Annotated in this window: 22 protein-coding genes and 1 rRNA gene; 6 read left to right on the top strand and 17 right to left on the bottom strand. The window is 31.8% G+C overall.

The window, feature by feature from the left end; genetic code table 11:
• A 16S ribosomal RNA gene (locus LQ679_RS09890) occupies positions 1-293 on the bottom strand; the annotation flags it as partial.
• Positions 294-778: 485 nt separating this feature from the next.
• Between LQ679_RS09890 and LQ679_RS09885 the strand changes: the two genes are divergently transcribed.
• Entirely contained in the window at positions 779-1,219 is a 441-nt protein-coding gene (locus tag LQ679_RS09885) for a YgzB family protein (protein ID WP_037590543.1), read from the top strand.
• Between the two features lie 25 nt (positions 1,220-1,244).
• On the opposite strand, the gene perR is transcribed toward LQ679_RS09885, so the two are convergent.
• The 3 genes from perR to bcp form a co-directional block, all read right to left on the bottom strand.
• Complete coding sequence (gene perR / locus LQ679_RS09880) at positions 1,245-1,697, bottom strand: peroxide-responsive transcriptional repressor PerR (RefSeq protein ID WP_025907200.1); 453 nt, start codon at positions 1,695-1,697, stop codon at positions 1,245-1,247.
• Between the two features lie 78 nt (positions 1,698-1,775).
• Complete coding sequence (locus LQ679_RS09875; protein WP_239762582.1) at positions 1,776-2,729, bottom strand: phosphoglycerate dehydrogenase; 954 nt, start codon at positions 2,727-2,729, stop codon at positions 1,776-1,778.
• A 5-nt stretch (positions 2,730-2,734) separates the two neighbouring features.
• Positions 2,735-3,193: a thioredoxin-dependent thiol peroxidase gene (bcp, locus tag LQ679_RS09870; protein ID WP_037590541.1), complete on the bottom strand. Its 459-nt coding sequence runs from the start codon at positions 3,191-3,193 to the stop codon at positions 2,735-2,737.
• 84 nt (positions 3,194-3,277) lie between these two features.
• Here bcp and LQ679_RS09865 point away from each other — a divergent pair, with 84 nt between their 5' ends.
• Both LQ679_RS09865 and LQ679_RS09860 read left to right on the top strand, forming a co-directional pair.
• Positions 3,278-4,564 (top strand): glutamate-1-semialdehyde 2,1-aminomutase, encoded by a 1,287-nt coding sequence (locus LQ679_RS09865; RefSeq protein ID WP_037590540.1) that lies wholly within the window; start codon positions 3,278-3,280, stop codon positions 4,562-4,564.
• Positions 4,565-4,659: 95 nt separating this feature from the next.
• On the top strand, positions 4,660-5,754 hold the full coding sequence (locus LQ679_RS09860; RefSeq protein ID WP_037590539.1) for an FUSC family protein: 1,095 nt from the start codon (positions 4,660-4,662) through the stop codon (positions 5,752-5,754).
• Positions 5,755-5,790: 36 nt separating this feature from the next.
• Here the strand turns inward: LQ679_RS09860 and LQ679_RS09855 are convergent, their stop codons facing one another.
• The 4 genes from LQ679_RS09855 to mutY form a co-directional block, all read right to left on the bottom strand.
• Positions 5,791-7,377 carry an FMN-binding glutamate synthase family protein gene (locus tag LQ679_RS09855; RefSeq protein ID WP_239762580.1) on the bottom strand — a complete coding sequence of 529 codons (1,587 nt, stop codon included), beginning with the start codon at positions 7,375-7,377 and terminating at the stop codon, positions 5,791-5,793.
• A 66-nt stretch (positions 7,378-7,443) separates the two neighbouring features.
• Positions 7,444-9,183 carry an ABC transporter ATP-binding protein gene (locus tag LQ679_RS09850; protein WP_037590537.1) on the bottom strand — a complete coding sequence of 580 codons (1,740 nt, stop codon included), beginning with the start codon at positions 9,181-9,183 and terminating at the stop codon, positions 7,444-7,446.
• Positions 9,184-9,250: 67 nt separating this feature from the next.
• The gene (gene ntdP / locus LQ679_RS09845) at positions 9,251-9,799 is read right to left on the bottom strand and encodes a nucleoside tri-diphosphate phosphatase (RefSeq protein WP_025907189.1); all 549 of its coding nucleotides are present in this window, start codon (positions 9,797-9,799) and stop codon (positions 9,251-9,253) included.
• Between the two features lie 79 nt (positions 9,800-9,878).
• Positions 9,879-10,910, bottom strand: coding sequence for an A/G-specific adenine glycosylase (mutY, locus tag LQ679_RS09840; RefSeq protein ID WP_204188924.1), 1,032 nt, complete (start codon positions 10,908-10,910; stop codon positions 9,879-9,881).
• A 93-nt stretch (positions 10,911-11,003) separates the two neighbouring features.
• Here mutY and LQ679_RS09835 point away from each other — a divergent pair, with 93 nt between their 5' ends.
• A complete protein-coding gene (locus LQ679_RS09835; protein WP_025907185.1) occupies positions 11,004-11,978 on the top strand; it encodes a metal-dependent hydrolase in 975 nt (324 codons plus the stop codon).
• A gap of 48 nt (positions 11,979-12,026) precedes the next feature.
• Here the strand turns inward: LQ679_RS09835 and LQ679_RS09830 are convergent, their stop codons facing one another.
• The 5 genes from LQ679_RS09830 to sgtB form a co-directional block, all read right to left on the bottom strand.
• Positions 12,027-12,797 carry an ABC transporter permease gene (locus LQ679_RS09830; protein WP_058611102.1) on the bottom strand — a complete coding sequence of 257 codons (771 nt, stop codon included), beginning with the start codon at positions 12,795-12,797 and terminating at the stop codon, positions 12,027-12,029.
• A 9-nt stretch (positions 12,798-12,806) separates the two neighbouring features.
• The gene (locus LQ679_RS09825; protein WP_025905624.1) at positions 12,807-14,354 is read right to left on the bottom strand and encodes an ABC transporter ATP-binding protein; all 1,548 of its coding nucleotides are present in this window, start codon (positions 14,352-14,354) and stop codon (positions 12,807-12,809) included.
• A 12-nt stretch (positions 14,355-14,366) separates the two neighbouring features.
• Positions 14,367-14,684 (bottom strand): YfhH family protein, encoded by a 318-nt coding sequence (locus LQ679_RS09820; RefSeq protein ID WP_025905625.1) that lies wholly within the window; start codon positions 14,682-14,684, stop codon positions 14,367-14,369.
• A complete protein-coding gene (recX, locus tag LQ679_RS09815; protein ID WP_159315343.1) occupies positions 14,677-15,480 on the bottom strand; it encodes a recombination regulator RecX in 804 nt (267 codons plus the stop codon). Before recX ends, LQ679_RS09820 begins: the two co-directional genes overlap by 8 nt.
• A gap of 82 nt (positions 15,481-15,562) precedes the next feature.
• On the bottom strand, positions 15,563-16,378 hold the full coding sequence (gene sgtB, locus LQ679_RS09810; protein ID WP_025905627.1) for a monofunctional peptidoglycan glycosyltransferase SgtB: 816 nt from the start codon (positions 16,376-16,378) through the stop codon (positions 15,563-15,565).
• 161 nt (positions 16,379-16,539) lie between these two features.
• Here sgtB and LQ679_RS09805 point away from each other — a divergent pair, with 161 nt between their 5' ends.
• Positions 16,540-18,273: a pyruvate oxidase gene (locus tag LQ679_RS09805; protein WP_239762578.1), complete on the top strand. Its 1,734-nt coding sequence runs from the start codon at positions 16,540-16,542 to the stop codon at positions 18,271-18,273.
• 423 nt (positions 18,274-18,696) lie between these two features.
• On the opposite strand, the gene LQ679_RS09800 is transcribed toward LQ679_RS09805, so the two are convergent.
• The 4 genes from LQ679_RS09800 to LQ679_RS09785 form a co-directional block, all read right to left on the bottom strand.
• A complete protein-coding gene (locus LQ679_RS09800; protein WP_204188922.1) occupies positions 18,697-19,581 on the bottom strand; it encodes a nuclease-related domain-containing protein in 885 nt (294 codons plus the stop codon).
• A 91-nt stretch (positions 19,582-19,672) separates the two neighbouring features.
• On the bottom strand, positions 19,673-20,188 hold the full coding sequence (locus tag LQ679_RS09795) for a type 1 glutamine amidotransferase domain-containing protein (RefSeq protein WP_025905630.1): 516 nt from the start codon (positions 20,186-20,188) through the stop codon (positions 19,673-19,675).
• 65 nt (positions 20,189-20,253) lie between these two features.
• Positions 20,254-21,615 (bottom strand): 23S rRNA (uracil(1939)-C(5))-methyltransferase RlmD, encoded by a 1,362-nt coding sequence (gene rlmD / locus LQ679_RS09790; protein WP_159315345.1) that lies wholly within the window; start codon positions 21,613-21,615, stop codon positions 20,254-20,256.
• A gap of 12 nt (positions 21,616-21,627) precedes the next feature.
• Positions 21,628-21,789 (bottom strand): SE1561 family protein, encoded by a 162-nt coding sequence (locus LQ679_RS09785; RefSeq protein WP_049320382.1) that lies wholly within the window; start codon positions 21,787-21,789, stop codon positions 21,628-21,630.
• A gap of 136 nt (positions 21,790-21,925) precedes the next feature.
• Between LQ679_RS09785 and yfkAB the strand changes: the two genes are divergently transcribed.
• Complete coding sequence (yfkAB, locus tag LQ679_RS09780) at positions 21,926-23,053, top strand: radical SAM/CxCxxxxC motif protein YfkAB (RefSeq protein WP_239762576.1); 1,128 nt, start codon at positions 21,926-21,928, stop codon at positions 23,051-23,053.
• Positions 23,054-23,082: the final 29 nt, after the last annotated feature.

The raw sequence follows: 23,082 nt of genomic DNA, 5'->3' as shown, positions 1-23,082 counted from the left end.
GTATCGTCGCCTTGGTAAGCCGTTACCTTACCAACTAGCTAATACGGCGCGGGTCCATCTATAAGTGACAGCCGAAACCGTCTTTCACTATTGAACCATGCGGTTCAAAATATTATCCGGTATTAGCCCCGGTTTCCCGGAGTTATCCCAGTCTTATAGGTAGGTTACCCACGTGTTACTCACCCGTCCGCCGCTAACATCAGAGAAGCAAGCTTCTCATCTGTTCGCTCGACTTGCATGTATTAGGCACGCCGCCAGCGTTCATCCTGAGCCAGGATCAAACTCTCCATAAAAGAAGTAAGCTTGATAAGCTCATTTTTGATTGGTTAAGCCAATCACTCTGAAGTACTTTCAGTACTCAATTATTGGAATTAACGTTGACATATTGTCATTCAGTTTTCAATGTTCATTTTAATCACTACAAGAAACAATTATACTAGTTATTAAATATCAAGTCAAGTATTATTTTTAAAAAATAATAATTTGTTTTGTCCGGTTTGACTCAGCTTTTCAAGTGGTCGTTTCCGTTTCAATCAACTTGCATAATTTATATTACATTGTTATTTAGTTAATTTCAAGCGTTAAATTTACACTTTATTAACCTTTTTAACAATCGTTTTATTTTGCGATGTCTGTCTGTTTTGACGACTTTTATATAATATCAAGATATATACTATACGTCAACGATTTATATAAACAAAATTGTGTATTATTTCGCTTTATTAGGGACTATATATTTTAATAGAAATTATGCTATACTTTATCAGTATTAATAAGTATGGAGGGAATAGATTTGAAGCTATTTCGCAAAAAACCTACTAGTAAAATAAATAGAATTAGATCTTTTGCATTAGGATTAATCTTCTTAGGTATGATTGTTATGTACATAGGTGTATTCTTCTTTTACTATTTTAAGAGCCAAATTGTATTTAGTATATTCTTAGTATTAGGAATGTTAGCTCTTGGTCTTTCATTTATAGTTTACTTTTGGATTGGCATGTTGAGTTCTCGGACTATACAAGTGCAATGTCCAAACTGTGATCATTATACAAAAATGTTAGGACGAGCAGATATTTGTGCTAATTGTAATCAACCTCTTACATTAGATAAGAATTTAGAGGGTAAAGCCTTTAATCAAGATTATAATAATAAGCGCAAATCTAAGAAACTAGAAGAGCAGCAAACTGAAGAACATACTGAAGAAAAGAAAAAAAGCTAAAGGCATCCGCCTTTAGCTTTTTGTTTTATTTATTCTTGTTTTGACATTCTGGACAAACACCATATATTTCCATTCTGTGGTGCGTTACTGAAAAACTAGTGACATGTTGTGCCAATTGTTCTACTTCATCTAATCGTGGATAATGAAAATCAGATATCTTACCACATTGATCACAGATAATATGATAGTGATTATGTGTTTCAAAATCAAAACGACTTGATGCGTCACCGTATGTTAATTCTTTAACAAGCCCAGTTTCTTTAAAAACTTTTAAGTTATTATAAACTGTAGCAACACTCATATTTGGAAATTGTGGTGAAAGTGACTGATAAATTTCATCAGCAGTAGGATGACTATCTGTTTCGATTAAATATTGAAGTATCGATTGACGTTGTGGTGTAATTCTAACACCAGTACTTCTTAAAGTACCAATTGCATCGTCTAACATATGTTCAACATTCTCAATATTTTGTTGCATCCTTACACCCACCTTCTAATTTATAATGATTATTATTTATAATATATCCCTTTTAGTAGCATTTTGTCAAACAATTAATCAGTATCCCGCTTCTGAGTTAACAATGTTTATTAACTTATCTAGTTCATCATTTTCAATATGTTTAAGATTTTCAATTAGAATATCTGTACTTCTCTTTAAATTGTTAAGATCATTACCTGTAATATGAGCTGTGATAAACACATTATCTAAATCATATAGTCTAGAGTTTTCAGGTAATGGTTCCTCTTCAAATACATCTAAAGATGCATATCTAATTTCTTTATTATCCAAGGCTTCATATAAGACACTTTCTGATACGACAGTACCTCTACCTACATTTATAAAATGTGTATCTTCATTCATAAGTTTAAAGTCTTCTTTCTGTAATAAATGTATCGTATCTTCTGTTTCAGGTAATACATTCACAACAAAGTCAGCTTTATGATATACATGACATCTTTCTTCTATAGAATAAACTTCATCAAACCCAGGAACATCATGTCCAGTTGTATTTATACCAATAACCTTCATATTAAATGATTTAGCAACTTCAGCAGTTCTTTGCGGAATCTTGCCTGTACCTAAAAATAGAATAGTCTTTTCATTTATTGAATCAGGTTTAAGCTTATGATTAAATTCACGTTTCTTTTGAGACTCATATGAAGTACTAAATAGTTTAATATCATTTAGAATATATGCAAAAATAAATTCAGCGATTTGAATGGCATGTACCCCTCTTGCATTAGTCAATTTAATTCCTCTATCTTGAATGTAACCTAGAGGTAATTGATTCACCCCTGTAGCAAACCATGCGATTAGTTTGATATTCTTACATTTATCTAAAAATGAAGGATTCACTTCTCCATGATAACTAACTAATACATCAACATCTTCTAAATCTTCATCACGTGCTTCATTCGGATGTTTATAAAATTTAAAATCTACATTAGGAAATGTTTCTTTTAGTCTCTCTTCTTGTTCTTTTAGCCTCATTAAAGTAACGACTTTCATTTATATCATTCCTTTATAAAGTTTTTTAAGTCTTCAATTTGAGTTTTAACTTTTACTTTGTCAATTTTATGTATGACAGTACCTTCTTCATCTAACACAAAAGTCGTTCTAACGATCCCCATTGATTCTTTACCAAATGATTTCTTCAATTGATATACGCCTACTTCTTCAGAAAGCTTATAATCTTCATCTACTAGTAAATCAAAATTCAAATTATGTTTATTAGAAAAATTAGCATGTTTCTTTTCACTATCTCCACTAATACCATAAACTTTCGTATTTAATTCATTAAAATCTTCTAAATTATCTCTAAAATCACATGCTTCTGTCGTACATGTCGGTGTATTATCTCTAGGGTAAAAATAAACAACGACTTTAGATCCCTTTAAGTCCTCATTACTAATTAATTCACCATTTTGATTTTTCAACTTGAAATCCGGAAATTTTTCACCAATTTGTATCATATTTTACACTCCTTATAAACGATAGATGTTTAATTTTATGATACGATATAAATGAAAATAATTAAATTAAAAGAGGTTGATAATATGGAATTTACAAAAAGTGAGTACTTACAAACACTTTCAAATGAATATATTCTTGGTGGTGTCAATTCACCATCTCGTTCATATAAAGCTGTAGGTGGTGGCGCTCCTGTAGTTATGCAAAAAGGTAAAGGTGCGTATTTTTACGATGTTGATGGCAATAAATATATAGACTATCTACAAGCATATGGACCAATCATAGCTGGACATGCACATCCACATATAACGGAAGCCATTAAAGCTGCAGCTGAAGATGGTGTATTATTCGGTACACCTACTGAATATGAAATTACGTTTGCTAAAAAACTACGTAACGCTATTCCATCATTAGAAAAAATCAGATTTGTAAACTCAGGTACTGAAGCTGTTATGACAACTATTAGAGTTGCACGTGCATATACTAAGCGAGATAAAATCATTAAATTCGCTGGATGTTATCACGGACATTCTGACTTAGTGCTTGTTGCTGCAGGAAGTGGTCCATCTCAACTTGGCACACCTGATTCTGCTGGTGTACCGAAAAGTGTAGCGCAAGAAGTTATTACAGTTCCGTTTAATGATATAGATTCATTTAAAGAAGCTATGGAACATTGGGGCGATCAAGTTGCTGGTGTTTTAGTAGAACCAATCGTTGGAAACTTTGGTATGGTTGAACCTAAAGAAGGCTTTTTAGAAGCTGTAAATGAAGTAACACATCAATACGGTGGTTTAGTGATTTATGATGAAGTTATTACAGCATTTAGATTCCATTACGGAGCTGCACAAGATTTATTAGGCGTTTATCCTGACTTAACTGCATTTGGTAAAGTTATTGGTGGCGGCTTACCAATCGGTGCATACGGCGGACGTCAAGAAATCATGGAACATGTTGCGCCACTTGGTCCAGCATACCAAGCAGGTACAATGGCGGGTAACCCACTTTCTATGAGAGCTGGAATTGCTTTGTTGGAAATATTGGAACAACCTGGTGTTTACGATCAATTGGATCAATTAGGTCAACAATTAGAAGAAGGTTTATTGGAATTAATTAAAAAACATAACGTTAAAGCAACAGTTAATCGAATCAAAGGTGCTTTAACACTTTACTTTACAGACGAAAAAGTTGAAAATTATGTTCAAGCTGAAAATACTGACGGCGAACAGTTCGCAAAATTCTTTAAGTTAATGTTAAATCAAGGTATTAATTTAGCACCTTCTAAATATGAAGCATGGTTCTTAACGACTGAACATACTGAAGAAGACATAAATCAAACATTAAATGCAGTTGATTACGCTTTCTCTCAATTATAAACTTGAAAAGTTAGCCAAAACGTTGTATAACCAATATATACTAGGCTTGTGATATTTGTTACAACCCTGTTTTAAAAACAAAAAGGAATGGTTTTATGAAATTTGGGGCAAGAATATTTAAAACTGGTATCGCGATTGTCCTAGCAATATTTATAGCTAATTTACTGCCAGGACCAGCAATGATAACATCAATAGCTGGTGTTGCTGCAATGGTCGCCATGCAACCAAGTGTCTATCGTTCGTTCAAAACGATTGTAGAACAATTTCAAGGTAATGTGATTGGTGCGATTACAGCTGTTACCATATTCTCTATATTTGGTAACAATGTTGTATTTATCGGTTTAACAGCGATTATCATTATTTCAATACTTTACAAATTTAATCTACAACATGTTTCTAACTTAGCAGTTGTTACAGCTTTAATCATACTTGGACATCATGAAGGAGATTTCTATATCTCTGCATTCTATCGTTTCGTCTTAGTTATGATTGGTGTATTAAGTGCTTTCCTTGTTAACTTTACGTTTTTACCACCGAAATTCGAAACTAAAATGTATTATAACTCACTTAATATTTCTACAGATATCTTTAAATGGTTTAGATTAGTGTTAAATGGTACAACTGAATTTCACTACGTAAAGCAAGATTTAGAAACAATCAGAACACGTATCGTAAAGCTTGAACAATTTTATTTATATTATAAAGAAGAAAGAGCCTACACAAAGAAACAAGCTTTTAGTCAAATGCGTAAGAAGATTCTTTTCAAAGAGATTATTGCATCAACACGTAGAGCATACGAAGTTTTAAGAAAAATGAATCGTTACGAAAACGATATTCATAACTTAAATGATGATCTCAAAGTACAAATGAAGTTTGAACTGGATGAACTGATGGCGCAGCATGAACAAATATTAGTAAGGATATCACAAAAAGCTAAACACGAAATTGATCAAGTTCCAGATTATTTAGTAGAACCTTATAAAGAAGATTTAATGGAAATATTCATTAAAGATATTATGGAAAATCCTGATCAAGAAGATTACTATATTGAGAACGTCATGCAAGTTATTTCAGCTATGTTAGATTATAAAGCGACTATTTTACATTTAGACAAATTATCTTCTAGTTATTTCAAATACCATCCAGAAGATAGCGACATTCAAATTGAAGATGAAGATTTTGATTTATAAAAAAAGACCTGAACAGATAACTGTTCAGGTCTTTTTTTAATTCTCTTTATATATTGATTTTTTATATTGATTAACATTCATGACATTTCCATTAGCACTTCTATATAATAAATGGTTTTCATTTATTTGGTTAGGACTTCTCACACCTACTGCTGCTGCTAAATTAAATAACCCTTCATGTAAACTCACAATATAATTTGAAACTCTGTATTCTTTTTCTGATACAACTAAAGCAGATTCCTTTTTTGGATCTGTAGTAGCTACACCTACTGGGCAATTATTTGTATGACATTGTTGAGCCATAATACAACCTACATTAATCATTAAACTTCTTGCTACATTAACGAGATCTGCACCTAACGCTAAAGCAATAGCAATTTGATCAGGCGTGATAAGTTTTCCAGATGCAAATACTTTCACTTTATCTCTTATTTTAAATTTTTTAAGTTCTACATCTAATATTGGTAATGCAGAAAATAATGGCAAACCAACAGTATCTACAAGTTCTTGATAAGTCGCACCTGTTCCACCTTCTCCACCATCGACAGTAATAAAATCAGGAATAATGTTTGATGATACCATTTCATGTATTAATTTCTTTAAATCATTTATGTTTCCGACAACTATTTTTATGCCAACTGGTTTGTCAGATAGTTCTCTTAACTTCTGAACAAATTGTAACAACTCTTTATTATTATGAAGAAACTCAAATCTATTAGGTGAGTTAACTGTTTCAAAAGGCGTTACATTTCTAATTTCAGCAATTTCTTCTGTTACTTTTGCTCCTTCAATATGTCCACCTCTCGTTTTGGCACCTTGCGCTAACTTTAATTCAAATGCCTTAACTTGTTTCATATTGGCTTTTTCAATAAATTCTTTCTCATCGAAATTACCTTCTTTATCTCGAACACCAAATAAACCTGGTCCTATTTGAAAGATGATATCACATTCTCCACTTAAATGATGATCACTTAATCCTCCTTCTCCTGTATTCATCCATGAACCGCTTCTGCCTAATCCTTTTGACAATGCAGTAATCGCATTTTTACCTAGTGCACCATAACTCATTCCTGATTGTCCAACCAATCTATTAACGATAAATGGATGTTTTAAGTCACCACCTATAATAATTTGGTTGTCTGTTGTTAATTTATATGGATCAACATCTTTTTGTTTTTGTTCTTCTTTACGATCAAAAAGTCCTTCATTAGAAATTTCATAAATGAAAGTAGACATTTGTTCATCTTGGTTAATTTCTAATTCGTCATGGTCTACTGGAAACATTGTATTTTGTAAATAAAATCCTGGCTCTTCAAATTTTCTCAACGACCCAAAGCTTTCGATTCTATTTTTATATTTACCTGGCATGACGATATTTAAATATTGCTTTCTTGAAAATGGTTTTCCAGCATTGTCATTTAATATTAAGTACTGTCTAAGTTCTGGTCCTATACTTTCTAAAAAGTATCTCACTCTACCAAGTACAGGGTAATTTCTTAATACACTATGATGCTTTTGCCTTTTATCTATAACATACAAAGAAATACAGGCAATAATACCACCAATAATGATGACAAAGAATAAAATATTCACAATCAATTGTAGTATGCTTAAAAAAGTCATAAAAATTCCCCCTCAGTCTATCTCTATTAAATTAATAATAGCATAGAATGAGGGGGTGTTGTAATTTTACCCGAACGATTGAATATTATATAAGTTGTAATAACTACCTTGTGCTGCCATTAATTCTTTGTGTGAACCAACTTCTTCAATTTGTCCATTTTGAATAACAACTATTTTATCCGCATGTGTAATCGTTGATAATCTATGTGCAACGATTAAAGTCGTTCTTTCAGTACTTAATATTTCAAGTGCATCTTGAATAATTTTTTCACTTTCTAAATCAAGTGCACTCGTCGCTTCATCAAGTACTAATACAGGAGGGTTATTCAAGAATATTCTTGCAATAGAAACTCTTTGTTTTTGTCCACCTGATAATTTCACACCACGTTCGCCGACCTCTGTATCATAACCATTTGGCAATGACATAATAAAGTCATGTGCATTTGCTTTTTTACTAGCCTCTATAACTTCTTCATCAGATGCATCTGGTTTACCTAATAAAATATTTTCTTTAATAGAATCAGAGAATAAAATATTATCTTGTTCAACCATACCAACTTGATTTCTGAGGCTTTCGGTTGTGAAATCTTTAACGTTATGATTATCAATACTGATGCTACCTTTCGTCACATCATAGAATCTTGGCAGTAAACTAATAAGTGTCGATTTACCGCCACCACTCATACCTACAAATGCGACGGTTTCACCTTTATTAATATCTAAGTTAATATGTTTGAGCACTTCATCTTCATAATCATTATATTTAAATGATACGTCATCAAACGTAATGTGCCCTTCTTTAATGACAATGTCTTGTGCGTCATCTTCATTTTTGACATCATATTTTTCATCAAACAAATGAAATACTCTGTCCATTGAAGCGATACTTTGCGTTAAAGTTGTAGATGATGAAACCAATCTTCTTAAAGGTCCGTATAACTGTTCAAGATATGCTACAAATGCTGCTAATGTCCCAACAGTTAAATTCCCTTGAATAACAAGAAAACCACCGATACCTACTACTAATAATGGACCAATATCTGTAACTGTATTAATAACTGCAAATGATTTGGCATTCCATTTCGTATGATCAGTTGCTTTAGTTAAGAAGTTTTGGTTCCTTTTATCAAATCGTTTTTCTTCATTTTTTTCTATAGCAAAACTTTTTATAACAGACATCCCTGAAACACGTTCATGAAGAAATCCTTGAAGTTCTGCTAAACTTTGCGATCTTCTTCTCGTTAAACTACGTAATTTTCCGAAGAAGTAATAAATACTAAATATAAATACTGGGAAAATCGCAATTGCCGTAAATGTTAATTTAATATCTAGAACAAACATAATACTTAATGCGATGACGATAGTCACTAAATCTAACCAAACGTTCATAAGTCCTGTAAGGATAAAGTCTTTAGTTTGTTCAACGTCATTGATCACTCTCGATATAACTTCCCCTGCTTTATTATTAGCATAAAATCTTGAGCTTAATGCCTGTAAATGTGTGTATAATTTTTTACGAATATCATACAGAATTTTATTAGATGTCCATTGTGCTAAATATTGTCTGAAGTATTCTATAGGTGGTCTTAGTACAACAAATATGAATCCCATAATTAACATTGCATATGTTAATTTTTCTGTTTTTTGTCCAATTGATAGTGCACCATTATTAATGACATCATCGATTACATATTTAATCAGTAATGGAAGTAATAACGGGATACCAAATTTTAAAATTCCAATGATAATCGTACCTACAATATGCCACTTGTATGGTTTTACAAATTGTAAATACCTTTTAATCATTATTGTTCCCCCAATCTTAGTCCAAACGAAACAGCCTAGCTTTAGCTAGGCTGTGATATTTTCATTCTCAAGAATTACGTCTATCAATTGAATGAAATCTTTCTTGCCAAACTTTAATAAAGTCTGGCGCAAATGGTCCTTTCTTGCGTTCAATCCATTGTTGTAGAATATCAACATTTCTTCTAAGTATTACATCAATGTCTTTAGGATAATTCATTTGTTTCATATGTTGTTTATACTCATCTTCATCCAACAAATGATATTTGCCGCTTGGATAAACTTTAATGTCTAAATCATAATCGATATATTTAATCGCTTCTTCATCACAAACAAATGGTGATGATAAATTACAATAATAATAAACACCGTCTTCGCGGAACATACAAATGACGTTAAACCAATATTCTGAATGGAAATAAACAATCGCTGGTTCCCTTGTTACCCAAGTTCTACCATCACTTTCTGTTACGAGTGTACGATTATTCCCACCGATAATAACATGACTCGTACCTTTAAGAATTGTTGTTTCAGACCACACACGATGTATATTACCATCATGTTTATAACTTTGTATTTTAATTACTTGGCCTTCTTTTGGTATGGATTCTTTGACCATGTTCCACACCACCTTTTAAATATTTACCAAGTTATTATATCATATTTAAATAAATAAGCTAAAATTATGTTTCTTATCATTATCCATTGAGTTGATTAAAAATCTTACTCATAGATGTTGAAAATGATAACTGTTCTTTTTCTTCTTTTTTAATCCATTTATATGGGTAATCAAAATCACTTTTTTGAGTATGCGCACGGTATACATTCATATTCCATGTCATATGTGTAAAAACATGCTTAGTTGTATATTCAGGTGTTTGATCAATATCTATAACTGCATCTAAAGTTTCTTCAATGCTGTGTATACTTTCATCAGCCTCAAACATTGGAAACTCCCACATGCCATTTAATAATTTCGTATCTCTTTGGCGTACTAATATTTCTCCAGAACGATTCGTGATATATAATACGTTAAAATCAATTGTCTTTTTCTTTATTTTTTTCTTTTTAACCGGTAATTCATCCACTGTACCATTAGCAAATGCATAACAATATTTTTGAACAGGGCACATAATACACAAAGTCTTTTTAGGTGTACAAATGGTTGCTCCTAATTCCATCATTGCTTGATTAAAATCTCCAGAATGTTCTTCTACAAATGGCTGTAATTCATCTTCATATAATTTTTTCGTCTTCGGTGCAGCTATATCACTGTCATTACCAGTCAATCTACTCCACACTCTTAACACATTGCCATCAACTGCTGGTATCGGATGATTATGCACGATACTCATAACTGCTGCATTTGTATATGGGCCAACACCTTTTAACTTTTTAAAATCATCAGGGTTATCTGGTACTACTCCGTTATAACTGTGGTGAACTTCTTTAACCGCTTCTTGAAAATTTCTAACCCTAGAATAATAACCTAAACCCTCCCAATATTTAAGTACATCTTCTTCGTTTGCTTCACTCAAACTTTCTATAGTTGGAAAACGCTCAATAAATGCTTTGTAATATGGTCGAACAGTATTAACCTGTGTTTGTTGCAACATTACTTCACTTAACCAAATATAATATGGATTTGATGTTTCTCTCCACGGCATTTGTCGTTTATTTTTATGAAACCAATTAAGCAAATCGTCTTTAAATTGTTTCGTTTCTATCATTTATGACACTACTTTCTTGTGAATTGCTTTCAGATTACTATGCATATGCTATATAATATATATCATATAGATTAAAGTAAAGTGGTGATTTTTATGGATACTGGTACACACGTTGTTATGGGTGTTGCGTTAACTGGTCTTGCAACATTAGATCCACATGTTACACCTACATTTGCTGCAGTGGCAACTGGTATAATGGTCGGATCACAAATACCTGATATTGATACAGTATTAAAATTAAAAAATAATGCGATATATGTTAAAAACCATAGAGGTATCACTCATTCTATACCTTTTACATTATTATGGCCTTTAATATTAACGTTTCTAATATTCGTTATCTTTCCAGGAGTAGATGTCTTGCATATTTGGTTATGGACGCAATTTGCCGTATTCTTTCATGTTTTTGTAGATATTTTTAATTCATATGGTACACAGGCGCTTAGACCGATATCTAATAAATGGATTCAATTAAGTATTATTAATACGTTTGACCCCATTATTTTTGTAGCACACTTAGTTGCCATACTGTTCTGGACACTCGGTGTTAATGCTGGCATTGCTTTTGGTACATTATACTTCTTGTTAATATTCTATTATATTGTGCGATTCATATTACAAAAAGCGATAAAAGACCAAGCTTTAAAACAAATACAACAAGAAGATAATCCTGTTAAAATATTTGTTGCACCGACAATACGATTTATGGAATGGCGAATTGCCATTCAAACTGAAACACATGATTATGTTGGACGTAGTTATGGTCGTAACGTAGCATTTAATGATGTATTCAAAAGACAAGCATTCCCGAATGACCATATAATGGCTTATGCTAAATATGATGAGAATTTAAGATCTTTCTTAAGTTTCAGTTCTATTTATCGATGGGAAGTTACAAGAATAGATAAAAAAACAACAGAACTAAGATTTATTGATTTAAGATATTTGAAGAATGGTCATTACCCATTTGTAGCTATACTACATTTAGATGATGATATGAAAGTGACAAACTCATATATCGGTTGGGTATTTACCGAAGAAAAATTAATGAAAAAACTTGAAGCTTAGAAATACAATTAAGGCTGAGACGATTAAATCATCTCAGCCTTAATTTTTTTATTTAAAGTATTCAGTTTTATAAGCTTTATTAATATTGATCCAAGCTAAATAGATAAATGCTACTTCAAAATAGAACAGAATATGATATGGCAAATTCGTAACGGATGCGTTACCTAACACCATTGATTGTTGGAACCCATTAATAATATAGAATAATGGATTGAGTTTTAAGACATTGACCCAAACTGCATACATATTATTAGGTACATACAATATCGGTACGACAAATAATAATACAATCAATAATCCGAAAACGATAAACCTTGCAGAATATACATATTTACCAAACACGCCGATAATAGATGCTACTGGTACAAGTAATATGTATGCCATCACTAAATAATAGAAAAATCCTAAATGATTAATTTCGATTAAATTTGATGTCGAAAATGTTGAAACTATACCAGTAAGTGTTACAACAATCAAGAACATAATCATCGTTAAAAATACTTGTGAAGAAGCACCAACATAGTACGGTACTGATAATCTATTATAAAGTGCTCCTTGCTTTCTGACTGTCTTTTCAGAATTGAAAAGTGATAAAAAGACCCACATGTAAGCGAAAAAGCCAATCAATTTATAATAAGACGTTGATTGTTGTACATCTATCGCATCAGTAATCCATAACTTCAAATATGTGAAGATCAATAATACTAACATGATAGCAAAAGCAGATACATAATATTTATAATGAGTTTTAACTTCATAGAAGCAATATTTAAGCATATGTGGAAAATGTTTAATATGTTGTTCAAATAATTCGTTCATATTGACCTCCTATAATTGAATAAAAATCCATTTGTTTTCTGCTAAGTCTGCTATCATAAAGCCATCTCTTGATTTAACTACCCAAGTGTCACTTGAAATATTATATTTCTTAACTAATTTAGCTTTGTTTTTCATATCAAATGTAAAACCAGTTAGTTGATTATCACTGTCGAAAACCATATGTACTTTTTGGCCTTCCATTTGTTCATTAAATCGGTTTGCTTTATCAGCTGTAATGGTCTCAGAAACTTTCTTATGTGATTTATGCATAAAGCTGTTATAAAAATCTATATAATTTAAATAACTATCATCAACATAATCTTCTAAATCTGACCAATCAACGTCTTCATATAGTCCTGCCGGATTGAAAAAGTACAAGTTATTCTTCTTAGAGATATAAGTCTTGTCATCTACTTCAAGTCTATAATTAGATTGATTTTCACCTGTTACATCTACAAAACTATACTGAGGTAATTTCAACTTTGAGCCTTTGGATGAAGGTGTGAGTTCTGTATCATGTTTCAGCGATAGGACATAAGCTGACTTATCTATGTATTTTGGTTCACTATTTGTTGTGATGACCTGTTTTGATGTAACTTCTTTTTCTGTAGGCGAGCTACCCACACCTATAAACATAAATAGCGCTGCTAATGTAGCACCAAAGATAAATGTTAAGCCATAAAATATCATTTTCTCAATAGATTTCGGCACTCTACCGTATTGATATTTACGCATTCTTTTATAACCTTCGCCGTGCGCTATAGGAAGTTCTTGTTGAGCCATCTTCCATTTAAGATCGTAAAGTTCTTTTTGGTCTTTATCTTGAATTTGGTTATATTTCTTATGATATTCTCGGTAATGACCTAATACTTCTTTAACGGTACCTTCTTTTCTAACTTGACCATAAGTTAGCCAGATAAGATAGTTACTCATTTTCTCAATTGAGTGTATATGGTCATCAATAACAACAGCTGCACGATCGTATTCTTTTTGTTCATTTAAAAATTCATGGAACTTCTTCTGAAATGATTCGTCTAAGTATTGAATGATGTTCGTAAAAATTGCAACGGTAGGTCTCATATATTTGGCTATACTAACTAACAACTGCGCATATTCTGCTTCATTAATATCTTGGCACGTCTTTGAAGCTTTATCCGATAATTTGGCAAAGCTTAATATTTGTCTTTGAATCGTCGTAATGTCTCTAATCTCTACACCGGATAAACTCAAAGTACGAATAATCATTTCATTTAATGTTTGATGATCATCAGCTTTATGTCTAACATCCGCTAAAAATGTTTGTGCATGATTTGTTACTTTACCTAAATTAGGTGCAACTTCTTTAATCATTAATTTACTGATCATTTCTTTACCAGACTGATCATCGCCGATAATGCCCAGCACTTCGCCTCTATAAAGATGCACGGTAACATTTTTAAGTACAATGTCTTTATTAAGGTGCTTTAACTTAAATAATGATTTGAATTTATTCTGTTCTTTACTTATATAATAATATTTAGTTGCGTTAACAACTCTCAGTAATATTTGCTGTGTCATTCTGCACCACCATTATAGTTGTAGAAGACTTACAGGAATGCCTTCTTCAATTTTTGATCCTTTTAATCTAAATCCCCAAGCAAATACACCATTAATGCGTTCTACTTTAAAGTAACTAGGTGTGTCACCTATTAAGCCATATACTTTACCGACTTCTATTTTTGAAGTGTCGACAAGGTAACTTTCTGCTATGAGCGCTTTTCTCTTATATACTTCATATTCATTTAGTATACCCATCATTTCTGATTTTCTCATCTTTTCGCGATATTCAGCAATTGCGTTTTTAAGTTCATATTCTGTCATTTCAACAAATTTTTTATCATTATTCATCTACAATACCACTTTCTACTAATTTGTCATTAATCATTTCAAATGTATACCCTTTTCTTACGAGTGCTTGAATAACATGTGACTTAAGTTCATATCCATTATATTTCTTTTGATATTTATTATATACCTTTTCCAAATCTTTCATCAAAATATTTTCAACATCATCAGATGTCGGTTCAATATTCAAATCTGTTAGATGTTCATTGATTAATGAAAAAGCATAGCCTCTTTGTTGAAGTGTTTGGACAATCGTTTGCTTTAAACGGTTTGGAGGTTGTTTCTTTTTTTGCATAATCTTTTTTGCGATATTCGGAATGCGATCTTCCGCCATTTCCATTTCAAACTTTTCTTTGAATTCGTATACTAAATCTTGTTCTATACCTTTTTCTTTAGCTACTCTTTCAAAATGGTCAGGACCTTTATCCGTTGTTTTTAAAATGGTGTTTTTTAAACTTTCAATATAATCTTTATGGTCTATGTATTTATTAGATTGACAATACTCTATCACTCTATCAATTAAGTCAGTGCCATATTCTTTGTCTGTTAAATATTTTTCCACTTCATATTTCGTACGCTTTTTATGTGATAAATAGACAATCGCTTGATTAAGTGCCTGTCTATATTGATCGTAGTCCTTAATTTCTTGTAACTTACTTTTTGTAATTTCTAAATCTTTTCTTAAATTAAAGTAGATGTATGTTGCTTGATCAATACCCATTTCAAATTCATTATTAATAAATAAATTTAAACGTTCTTTGTTTTTCTTTTGTACTTCAAGTTTAGTTATTTTAAGCATTTTACATCCCTCCACACATATATATAGGATACAATAAAACACACTGAGTTTAAAAGTTTAATCTCTTAACTCAGTGTGTTTATTATTGATTTAATTCATTTATAGCTTCAGTATACTCTGATTCAGTAATATAATTCTGTTGTTTCATTTTTTCAAGCGTTGTTTTGATACGTGTCATATAACTATCACTAATATTATTAATATCAAAATTGGATGGTGCATTTACGACACTAGCTAAAATTGCACTTTGTAATACCGTTACTTGAGGAAGGTTTGGATTATTTTTATCGACTGTCGCACCGAAGTAATAATTTGCCGCTTCTTCAATCGTATAATTATTTTGACCAAAATAGATATTATTGACATAATAACTCAAAATATCATTCTTACTATATTTATCTTCAACACGTTTCGCCACAAACATCTCTTTCACTTTTCTTGTGAGTTGCGTTTCATTCGTATAGAAATAGTTTTTAACGACTTGTTGCGTAATCGTACTTCCACCTTGCGTTAGTTCACCATTTTTCAAACTTACAGCAAGCGCACGTGATACACCTCTTAAGTCAATTCCATCATGATCATAAAATCGTTTATCTTCAACTGCTACAAAAGCATTTTTAGTATAATCAGGCATATCTTCAACTTGAACATAAGATTGTTTATCTTCAATTTTTACTAAATCATCAACATCAGATGTTCTTGACCACATATACATAACTGCTAAATAAAATACAATCGCTAGTATAATAAGTATTGTTACAAGACCAAATAGCTTTGAAATTCTTTTTCTCTTTCTCGGCTGTACAGGTTCTTGATAATAATGTTGATATCTTCTATATTGAACTTCTTCTGAATTAGGTTGTGGTATTTCATTCTTCTTATTCTTAAATAGCCCCATCTGTATTCTCCCTTATTCATATTTCTTACATCATTATAGCTTGTAATAATGAATTTAAACACTTCTTTTTACTGAAAAACAACAAAATCAGTCCTGAGTCTTATTTATAAGTATAACTTTTAGCGTATTTGGGTATAGATAACGATAAGGAGGAATTTTATATGGCAAAAATTAAAGCAAACAAAGCACTCGTACAAGTCTTAAAGAATTGGCAAATTGACCACGTATATGGCATACCTGGTGATTCAATAGATAAAGTCGTAGATGCACTTAAAACAGAAGAAGATAATATTAAATTCTATGATGTAAGACACGAAGAAGTTGCAACTTTAGCTGCTAGTAGTTATGCCAAATTAACAGGCAAGATAGCAGTGGCATTAAGTATTGGTGGTCCGGGCGCAATACATATGTTAAATGGTATGTATGACGCTAAAATGGATAATGTCCCTATGCTCGTTTTAGCAGGTCAAACAGATTCGAAATTATTGGGCACGAAATTCTTCCAAGAAGTTAATTTAACAGCCCTTTTCGAAGATGTAGCTGTTTATAATAAACAATTAGAATCAGCTGAAAATGTACATGAAATTGTAGATGAAGCTATCAAAACTGCATATGCTAAAAAAGGCGTTGCAGTATTAACGATTCCAAGTGATGTTCTAGGTGAGAAAATTGAAGACAATGTCCCTAGAGAAACTTATAAATTTGAAAATGCAGTAACTTACGCTAAAGATGAAGATGTTAAAAAAGCTGTAGAACTTATAAATAAAAGTGAAAAACCAGTCGTCCTAACTGGTGTTGGTGCTAAAGATGCTAAGGAAGAATTACTTAACTTCTTAGATCATATCGATGCACCTGGTTTAATTACATTACCAGCAAAAGGTATCATACCGGATAAACATCCTAATTTCATGGGTAACTTAGGTAAAATTGGTACTAAACCAGCATTTGAAGCGTCTAAAGATGCTGATTTATTAATTTTAGTTGGTACAAATTATCCTTATGTAGATTATTTACCTGATAAAGATATACCATGTATACAAATTGATATTAATCAAACAAATATCGGCAAACGTTTTAATGTTGATGTCGGCTTAATAGGCGATACAAAAAATGTATTAGCTGCTTTAACAGAAGCGTCTGAAAAAGTTACCGGCCGTAAATTCTTAAAAGCATGCCAAGAAAATATGAAAGCATGGAACAGATGGTTAGAAGAAGATAGAAATAATGACAGTAAGCCAATCAGACCAGAATTACTAATGTCTGAAATAGAAAAAATTTCAACAGATGACACAGTATTTTCAGTTGACGTCGGAACTTCAACAGTATGGAGTACAAGATATTTACAACTCGGTCACAACCATAAATTTATCACGTCATCTTGGTTAGGTACGATGGGCTGTGCATTACCAGGAGCGATAGCAAGTAAAGTCGCAAATCCAGATAAGCAAGCAATTGCTATTACAGGTGACGGAGGATTTGCGATGGTTATGCAAGACTTCGTTACAGCAGTACAATATAAACTACCAATTATCGTTGTCGTACTGAATAACCAAGAATTAGCATTCATAAAATATGAACAACAAGCAGCTGGTGAGTTAGAATACGCTATTGATTTAGGCGATATCGACTTTGCTAAATTTGCAGATAGCTGTGGCGGTATAGGCTACAATGTCGTAGATGTAGAAGATATCGCCCCTACACTTGAAAAAGCTAAAAATGCGAATAAACCTGTAGTTGTTAACGTAAAAGTAGATCCAGATGCTGCTCCATTACCAGGTAAAATTATATGGGACGAAGCAAAAGGATATGCAAAATTCGAAATTAGAACAGCATTAGAAGAAAACAGACTCGAAAAAATGCCACCACTCAAAACACTAATAAGAAGATTCTTCTAATAAAAATAAAGAAGCAGTGAAGTTTATGAAGAACTTCACTGCTTTTTCTGTTGGGTTAAATTTAAGTATTTTCAATAAAAATTTTAAAATAGCGCGCTGAGATGTGGAATTTTGTAGATTGTGATGGAGGTTGTTAACGGATGTTAGGGACATTTTTTGAAATTGTATTAATTAGAACTCTGAACTTCCACTATTCTGAATTCTGGTAATTAGAACGCTGTAACTTCCACTATTCTGAATTCTGGTAATTAGAACACTGTAACTTCCATTATTTCGAATTCTGGTAATTAGAATACTCTTACTACCACTATTCGGAATTCTGGTAATTAGAATGCTGTAACTTCCACTATTCTGAATTCTGGTAATTAGAATGCTCTTACTACCATTATTCGGAATTCTGGTAATTAGCTAACTCATCTAATTCTAAATATAGTATTTCTTATACCTTTTACCTATACTTTTAAAGTTTTGTTCACATACTCTTCGAATTGTAGTAATACTATTCCCTCCTAACCACCATACTGCTTCGGTGATAGTGAATGGCTCTTGTTTTAAATAATACAGTTCTTGCAAATTATATTCATAAAGATACTTTTTATCCATGACGGACTCACAATATTGGCATGTACATTTCTGTTTGTCTTGTTCATTTTTTACTGTGAACATGCGATTACATCTAGGGCATTTAATACCTGGATTGATTTGTTCAAACGGTATTGTCACACCTTTACTGTATTGTGCATCAAATGAATTTCTTACTGACAATAGTTTCTGTTTAATTCTTATATTTTCTGATTGATTTTGATTTTTAAAAAGTTGGGTAATGGAGCCTAATTCTGAGGGTAAGATAACTTGATCTTTTAGTAGGTTTCTATTTTTGAAGTTAAAGTAAGGATTGGTAAAGACTAATTTTGAAATGACGGGTTTACCAATTTCTAAATAGTGACATAGTTTATTGAATTCATTTCTAGCTCGTTCCATTTGTATGAACGGTGAGGTAAATGTACTTCCAAAATTATTTTTTAACAACGTGTCTTCTAAATAATAAATGCCTTTATAATTCTTTATCTCGAATAAATATATTGCATAATCATCGATGACGATTGTATCTATTTGAACTTGACTATTGTAAGTAAATTGAAAGTCATTCAAATATACGATATCCGTATCACAATTTAAAATAGCACTAAAATAGTTTTCGCCATCGTTTCCACTTGATTTATTTTGAATTGATTTCAAAATATTTTCGGTTAATTCAGCGCGCCCTATTAATGACTGAAAATACTTTGTATCATACTTACTTTCCATAAACCACGCTCCTTACATATTATAAAAAAATTATATAATAGCCTGCACAAAAAAACCACTCACTATAAAAGTGAGTGGCTCATCAAAGCATCTATTGAAGCAATGCAAGTGATTCACGGTTAAAGTCTTCTAAGTCGTCTGGAGTTCGACTTGTGACGATGCCATTGTCAACGACTACAGATTCGTCAACGACTTTTGCACCTGCATTTTGTAAGTCTTTTCTAACTGACAAGAAACTAGTAACAGTTCTGCCATTTAATAAATCTGTATCAATTAATAATTGAGGTCCGTGGCAAATTGCAAATGAAGGTTTTTCATTTTGTACGAAATGTTTAACAAATTCGCCAAAACGTCCTTGTTCATCTCCACGTAATAAATCTGGTGAAAATCCGCCAGGAATTAAGACTGCATCATAATCTGCAGCATTTGCTTCATCAATACCAACTTCTACTGTAACTTTTTCGCCTTTTTTACCAGTGATTTCTTTACCTTTTTCTTCACCAATAATAACAACTTCATGTCCAGCATCAGTTAATGCTTTTTGTGGACTTGTTAATTCAACGTCCTCGAATAAATCTGTTACAACTGCTGCTACTTTTTTACTCATAATATCAATCTCTTCCTTTCATAGTATGTCTAATATTTATATACCACTTTTGAAAGGTTTTAAACTTATTTTGCAACTAATTTTGCTACGACTTCTACTTGTGCTGTTTGTGGAAACATATCAATAGGTTGCATGCTTACGACTTTGTATTTTTTAGATAAGTGTGCTAAATCTTTAGCTAAAGTTGATGGATTACAACTTGTATACACAAATGTTTTTGGATGAACGGATTTAATAAGTTCAACAGCTTTAATACCTAATCCTGTTCTTGGCGGATCAACTGTTATCACGTCTGGTTTAAAACCTTCTTTAATCCATTTATCCATAACTTTATATGCATCACCAACTTCATAGTGTACATTATGACGATTATTGAGTTCAGCATTTTTCTTGGCGTCATCAATACCTTCTTTAATGATATCCATACCTCTTACTTCTTTCGCATTTTTAGAAAGCCAAATACCAATTGTACCTGTTCCACAAAATGCATCTACAACTGATTCATTACCTGTTAAATTCGCTTGAGCTTCAATTTCACCGTACATTTTTGTAGCTTGTTCCGGATTTAATTGGAAAAATGAATCTGGCGATAAATCATAATAGTATTGACCAAGCGTTTCTGTAATTTGTTGTTTACCACTTACATGAATCGTTTGATTGCCAAGTACTCGTGATGTCTTCTCTTTATTAATATTGATGGATAAACTTTCCACGAAAGACAAATTCATGATTTGATCAATAAGAGACTGATTATACTTCAATTGATCATCCGTACAAACTAACGTAACTTGTATTTGTTGACTATGCTTTGCTACTCTCGTAACAATATATCTTAGCCCTTGTTCTTTATTTGGATTTCTACATACTTTAACTTGTAAATTTGTCAAAATATTTCTCAATTCATTCGTAACTTGAATCGTACGTTTATCTTGAACTGGACATTTTTTAATATCAATTAATTGATGACTGTCTTTTTCATAAAGGCCTGCAATGAGTTGATTTCCTTTCTTCTGAACAGGAAATTGATTTTTATTACGGTATCCCCAAGGATTATCCATACCGATTGTAGGTTTTACAATTTTTGTTGGGATATTTTTCGCATATTTAGTTAACGCATCTTTTACAATTTGTGATTTGAATAAAAGTTGCGCATCATAATTTAAATGTTGCAGTTGGCATCCACCACAAATATCATAAACTTTACATTTAGGTTTAACCCTTTCTTTACTACGTTCACGGATTTTGACTACTTTCGCTTCGATAAAATTTGGTTTCGCTTTTACAACTTGGACAAGTCCAACCTCTCCCGGCAATAAACCTTCTACAAATGTTATCTTCTTCTTATAATAGCCAATACCTTCACCATTAATACCTAATCGTTTGATCGTTAAAGGAAACTTCTGTCCTACTTTTACTGAAACATTCATCTATGATCACCATTAATCATGCATAGCTTGAACTTTTTTCTCAAGTTCATCAAGCAAAGCAATCCATTCATCTACATCAGATACTTCCATATCTTCAGGATTCATTGCTTCCATTTCATCTAAAAAGTCTGATAACCTTTGTTTGATTTCATTAAGTGATGTTTTTTTACTCATTTTAATACTCCTTTATTTTTAATAATATTATTATGAATGATAACAAGTATAAAAACAATCATAAATCAGTATTGGAAAATTTGATAACAAGTGTTACGCTCATAGATAGGAAAAAAATCAGAAAGAAGGATATATCATGATATACGACTTGAAAAGTCCTATTTCAGTAAAAAACGACCCGTGGGAAGCCTATAACGATATAGATGAACATGGTTCATTACAACTGAGTAATATAGAATTTACAACGACTACACTCTGTAACATGCGTTGTGCACATTGTGCAGTAGGTTATACGTTGCAATTACGAGACCCTGACACGTTACCGATGGATTTAATTTTAAAGAGACTTGATGAAGTTCCTCACTTAAAAACTATCTCTATTACTGGCGGAGAACCAATGTTCAGTAAAAAATCAATTCGAGAAACTGTCGTTCCTTTATTAAAATATGCACACAAAAGAGGCATTTACACGCAAATGAATTCTAATTTAACGTTACCACTTGATCGTTATTTAGAAATTGCTGAGTATATAGATGTTATGCATATCTCACACAACTGGGGAACAATCGATGAATTCAGTGAAGTTGGTTTCCATGTGATGGACAAGAAACCACCTTTAAAAGCAAGATATCGTCTATACGAACAAATGGTTCAAAACTCTGCCACACTATCAGAACAAGGTATGTTTGTATCTGCTGAAACGATGTTAAATAAAAGTACGAAACCTTATTTACAAAAAATCCATAATGAAATTGTTCATGATATGAAATGTAGTCGTCATGAAATACATCCTATGTACCCTTCTGACTTTGCGAGTCAGTTAAATATTATGAGTTTAGATGAAATGAAAGATACTATTCATGAAATTTTAGACTTTAGAGATGAAGATACTTGGATGTTATTTGGAACGTTACCTTTTTACCCTTGTTTCATGAATGAATCAGACCAAAACTTATTATCTAGATTAAAATCATCTAAAAATGTAAGTTTAAGAAATGATCCAGATGGAAGAAGCAGATTAAACGTAAATGTATTTTCTGGAGATGTGATTGTTACAGACTTCGGCGATGAAACGGGATCTATCGCAAATATTAAACAAGATAAACTTGAAGATGTATATCAAACATGGATGAATTCATCTTTAGCAAAATCACTTAACTGTCACTGTCCTAAAGTGAGATGTTTAGGTCCAAATCTACTCGTAAAAGATATGTACTATAAAGATGTTGACTTTAAAGCAAACGAATTAAGAATGAATCAATAATATAATAAAGGGCTAGGATAACGATTGTT

This window comes from Mammaliicoccus sp. I-M35 (assembly GCF_022386455.1).
In the GTDB taxonomy this organism is placed as follows: domain Bacteria; phylum Bacillota; class Bacilli; order Staphylococcales; family Staphylococcaceae; genus Mammaliicoccus; species Mammaliicoccus sciuri_A.
This window is presented reverse-complemented; position numbering and strand designations above follow the sequence as displayed.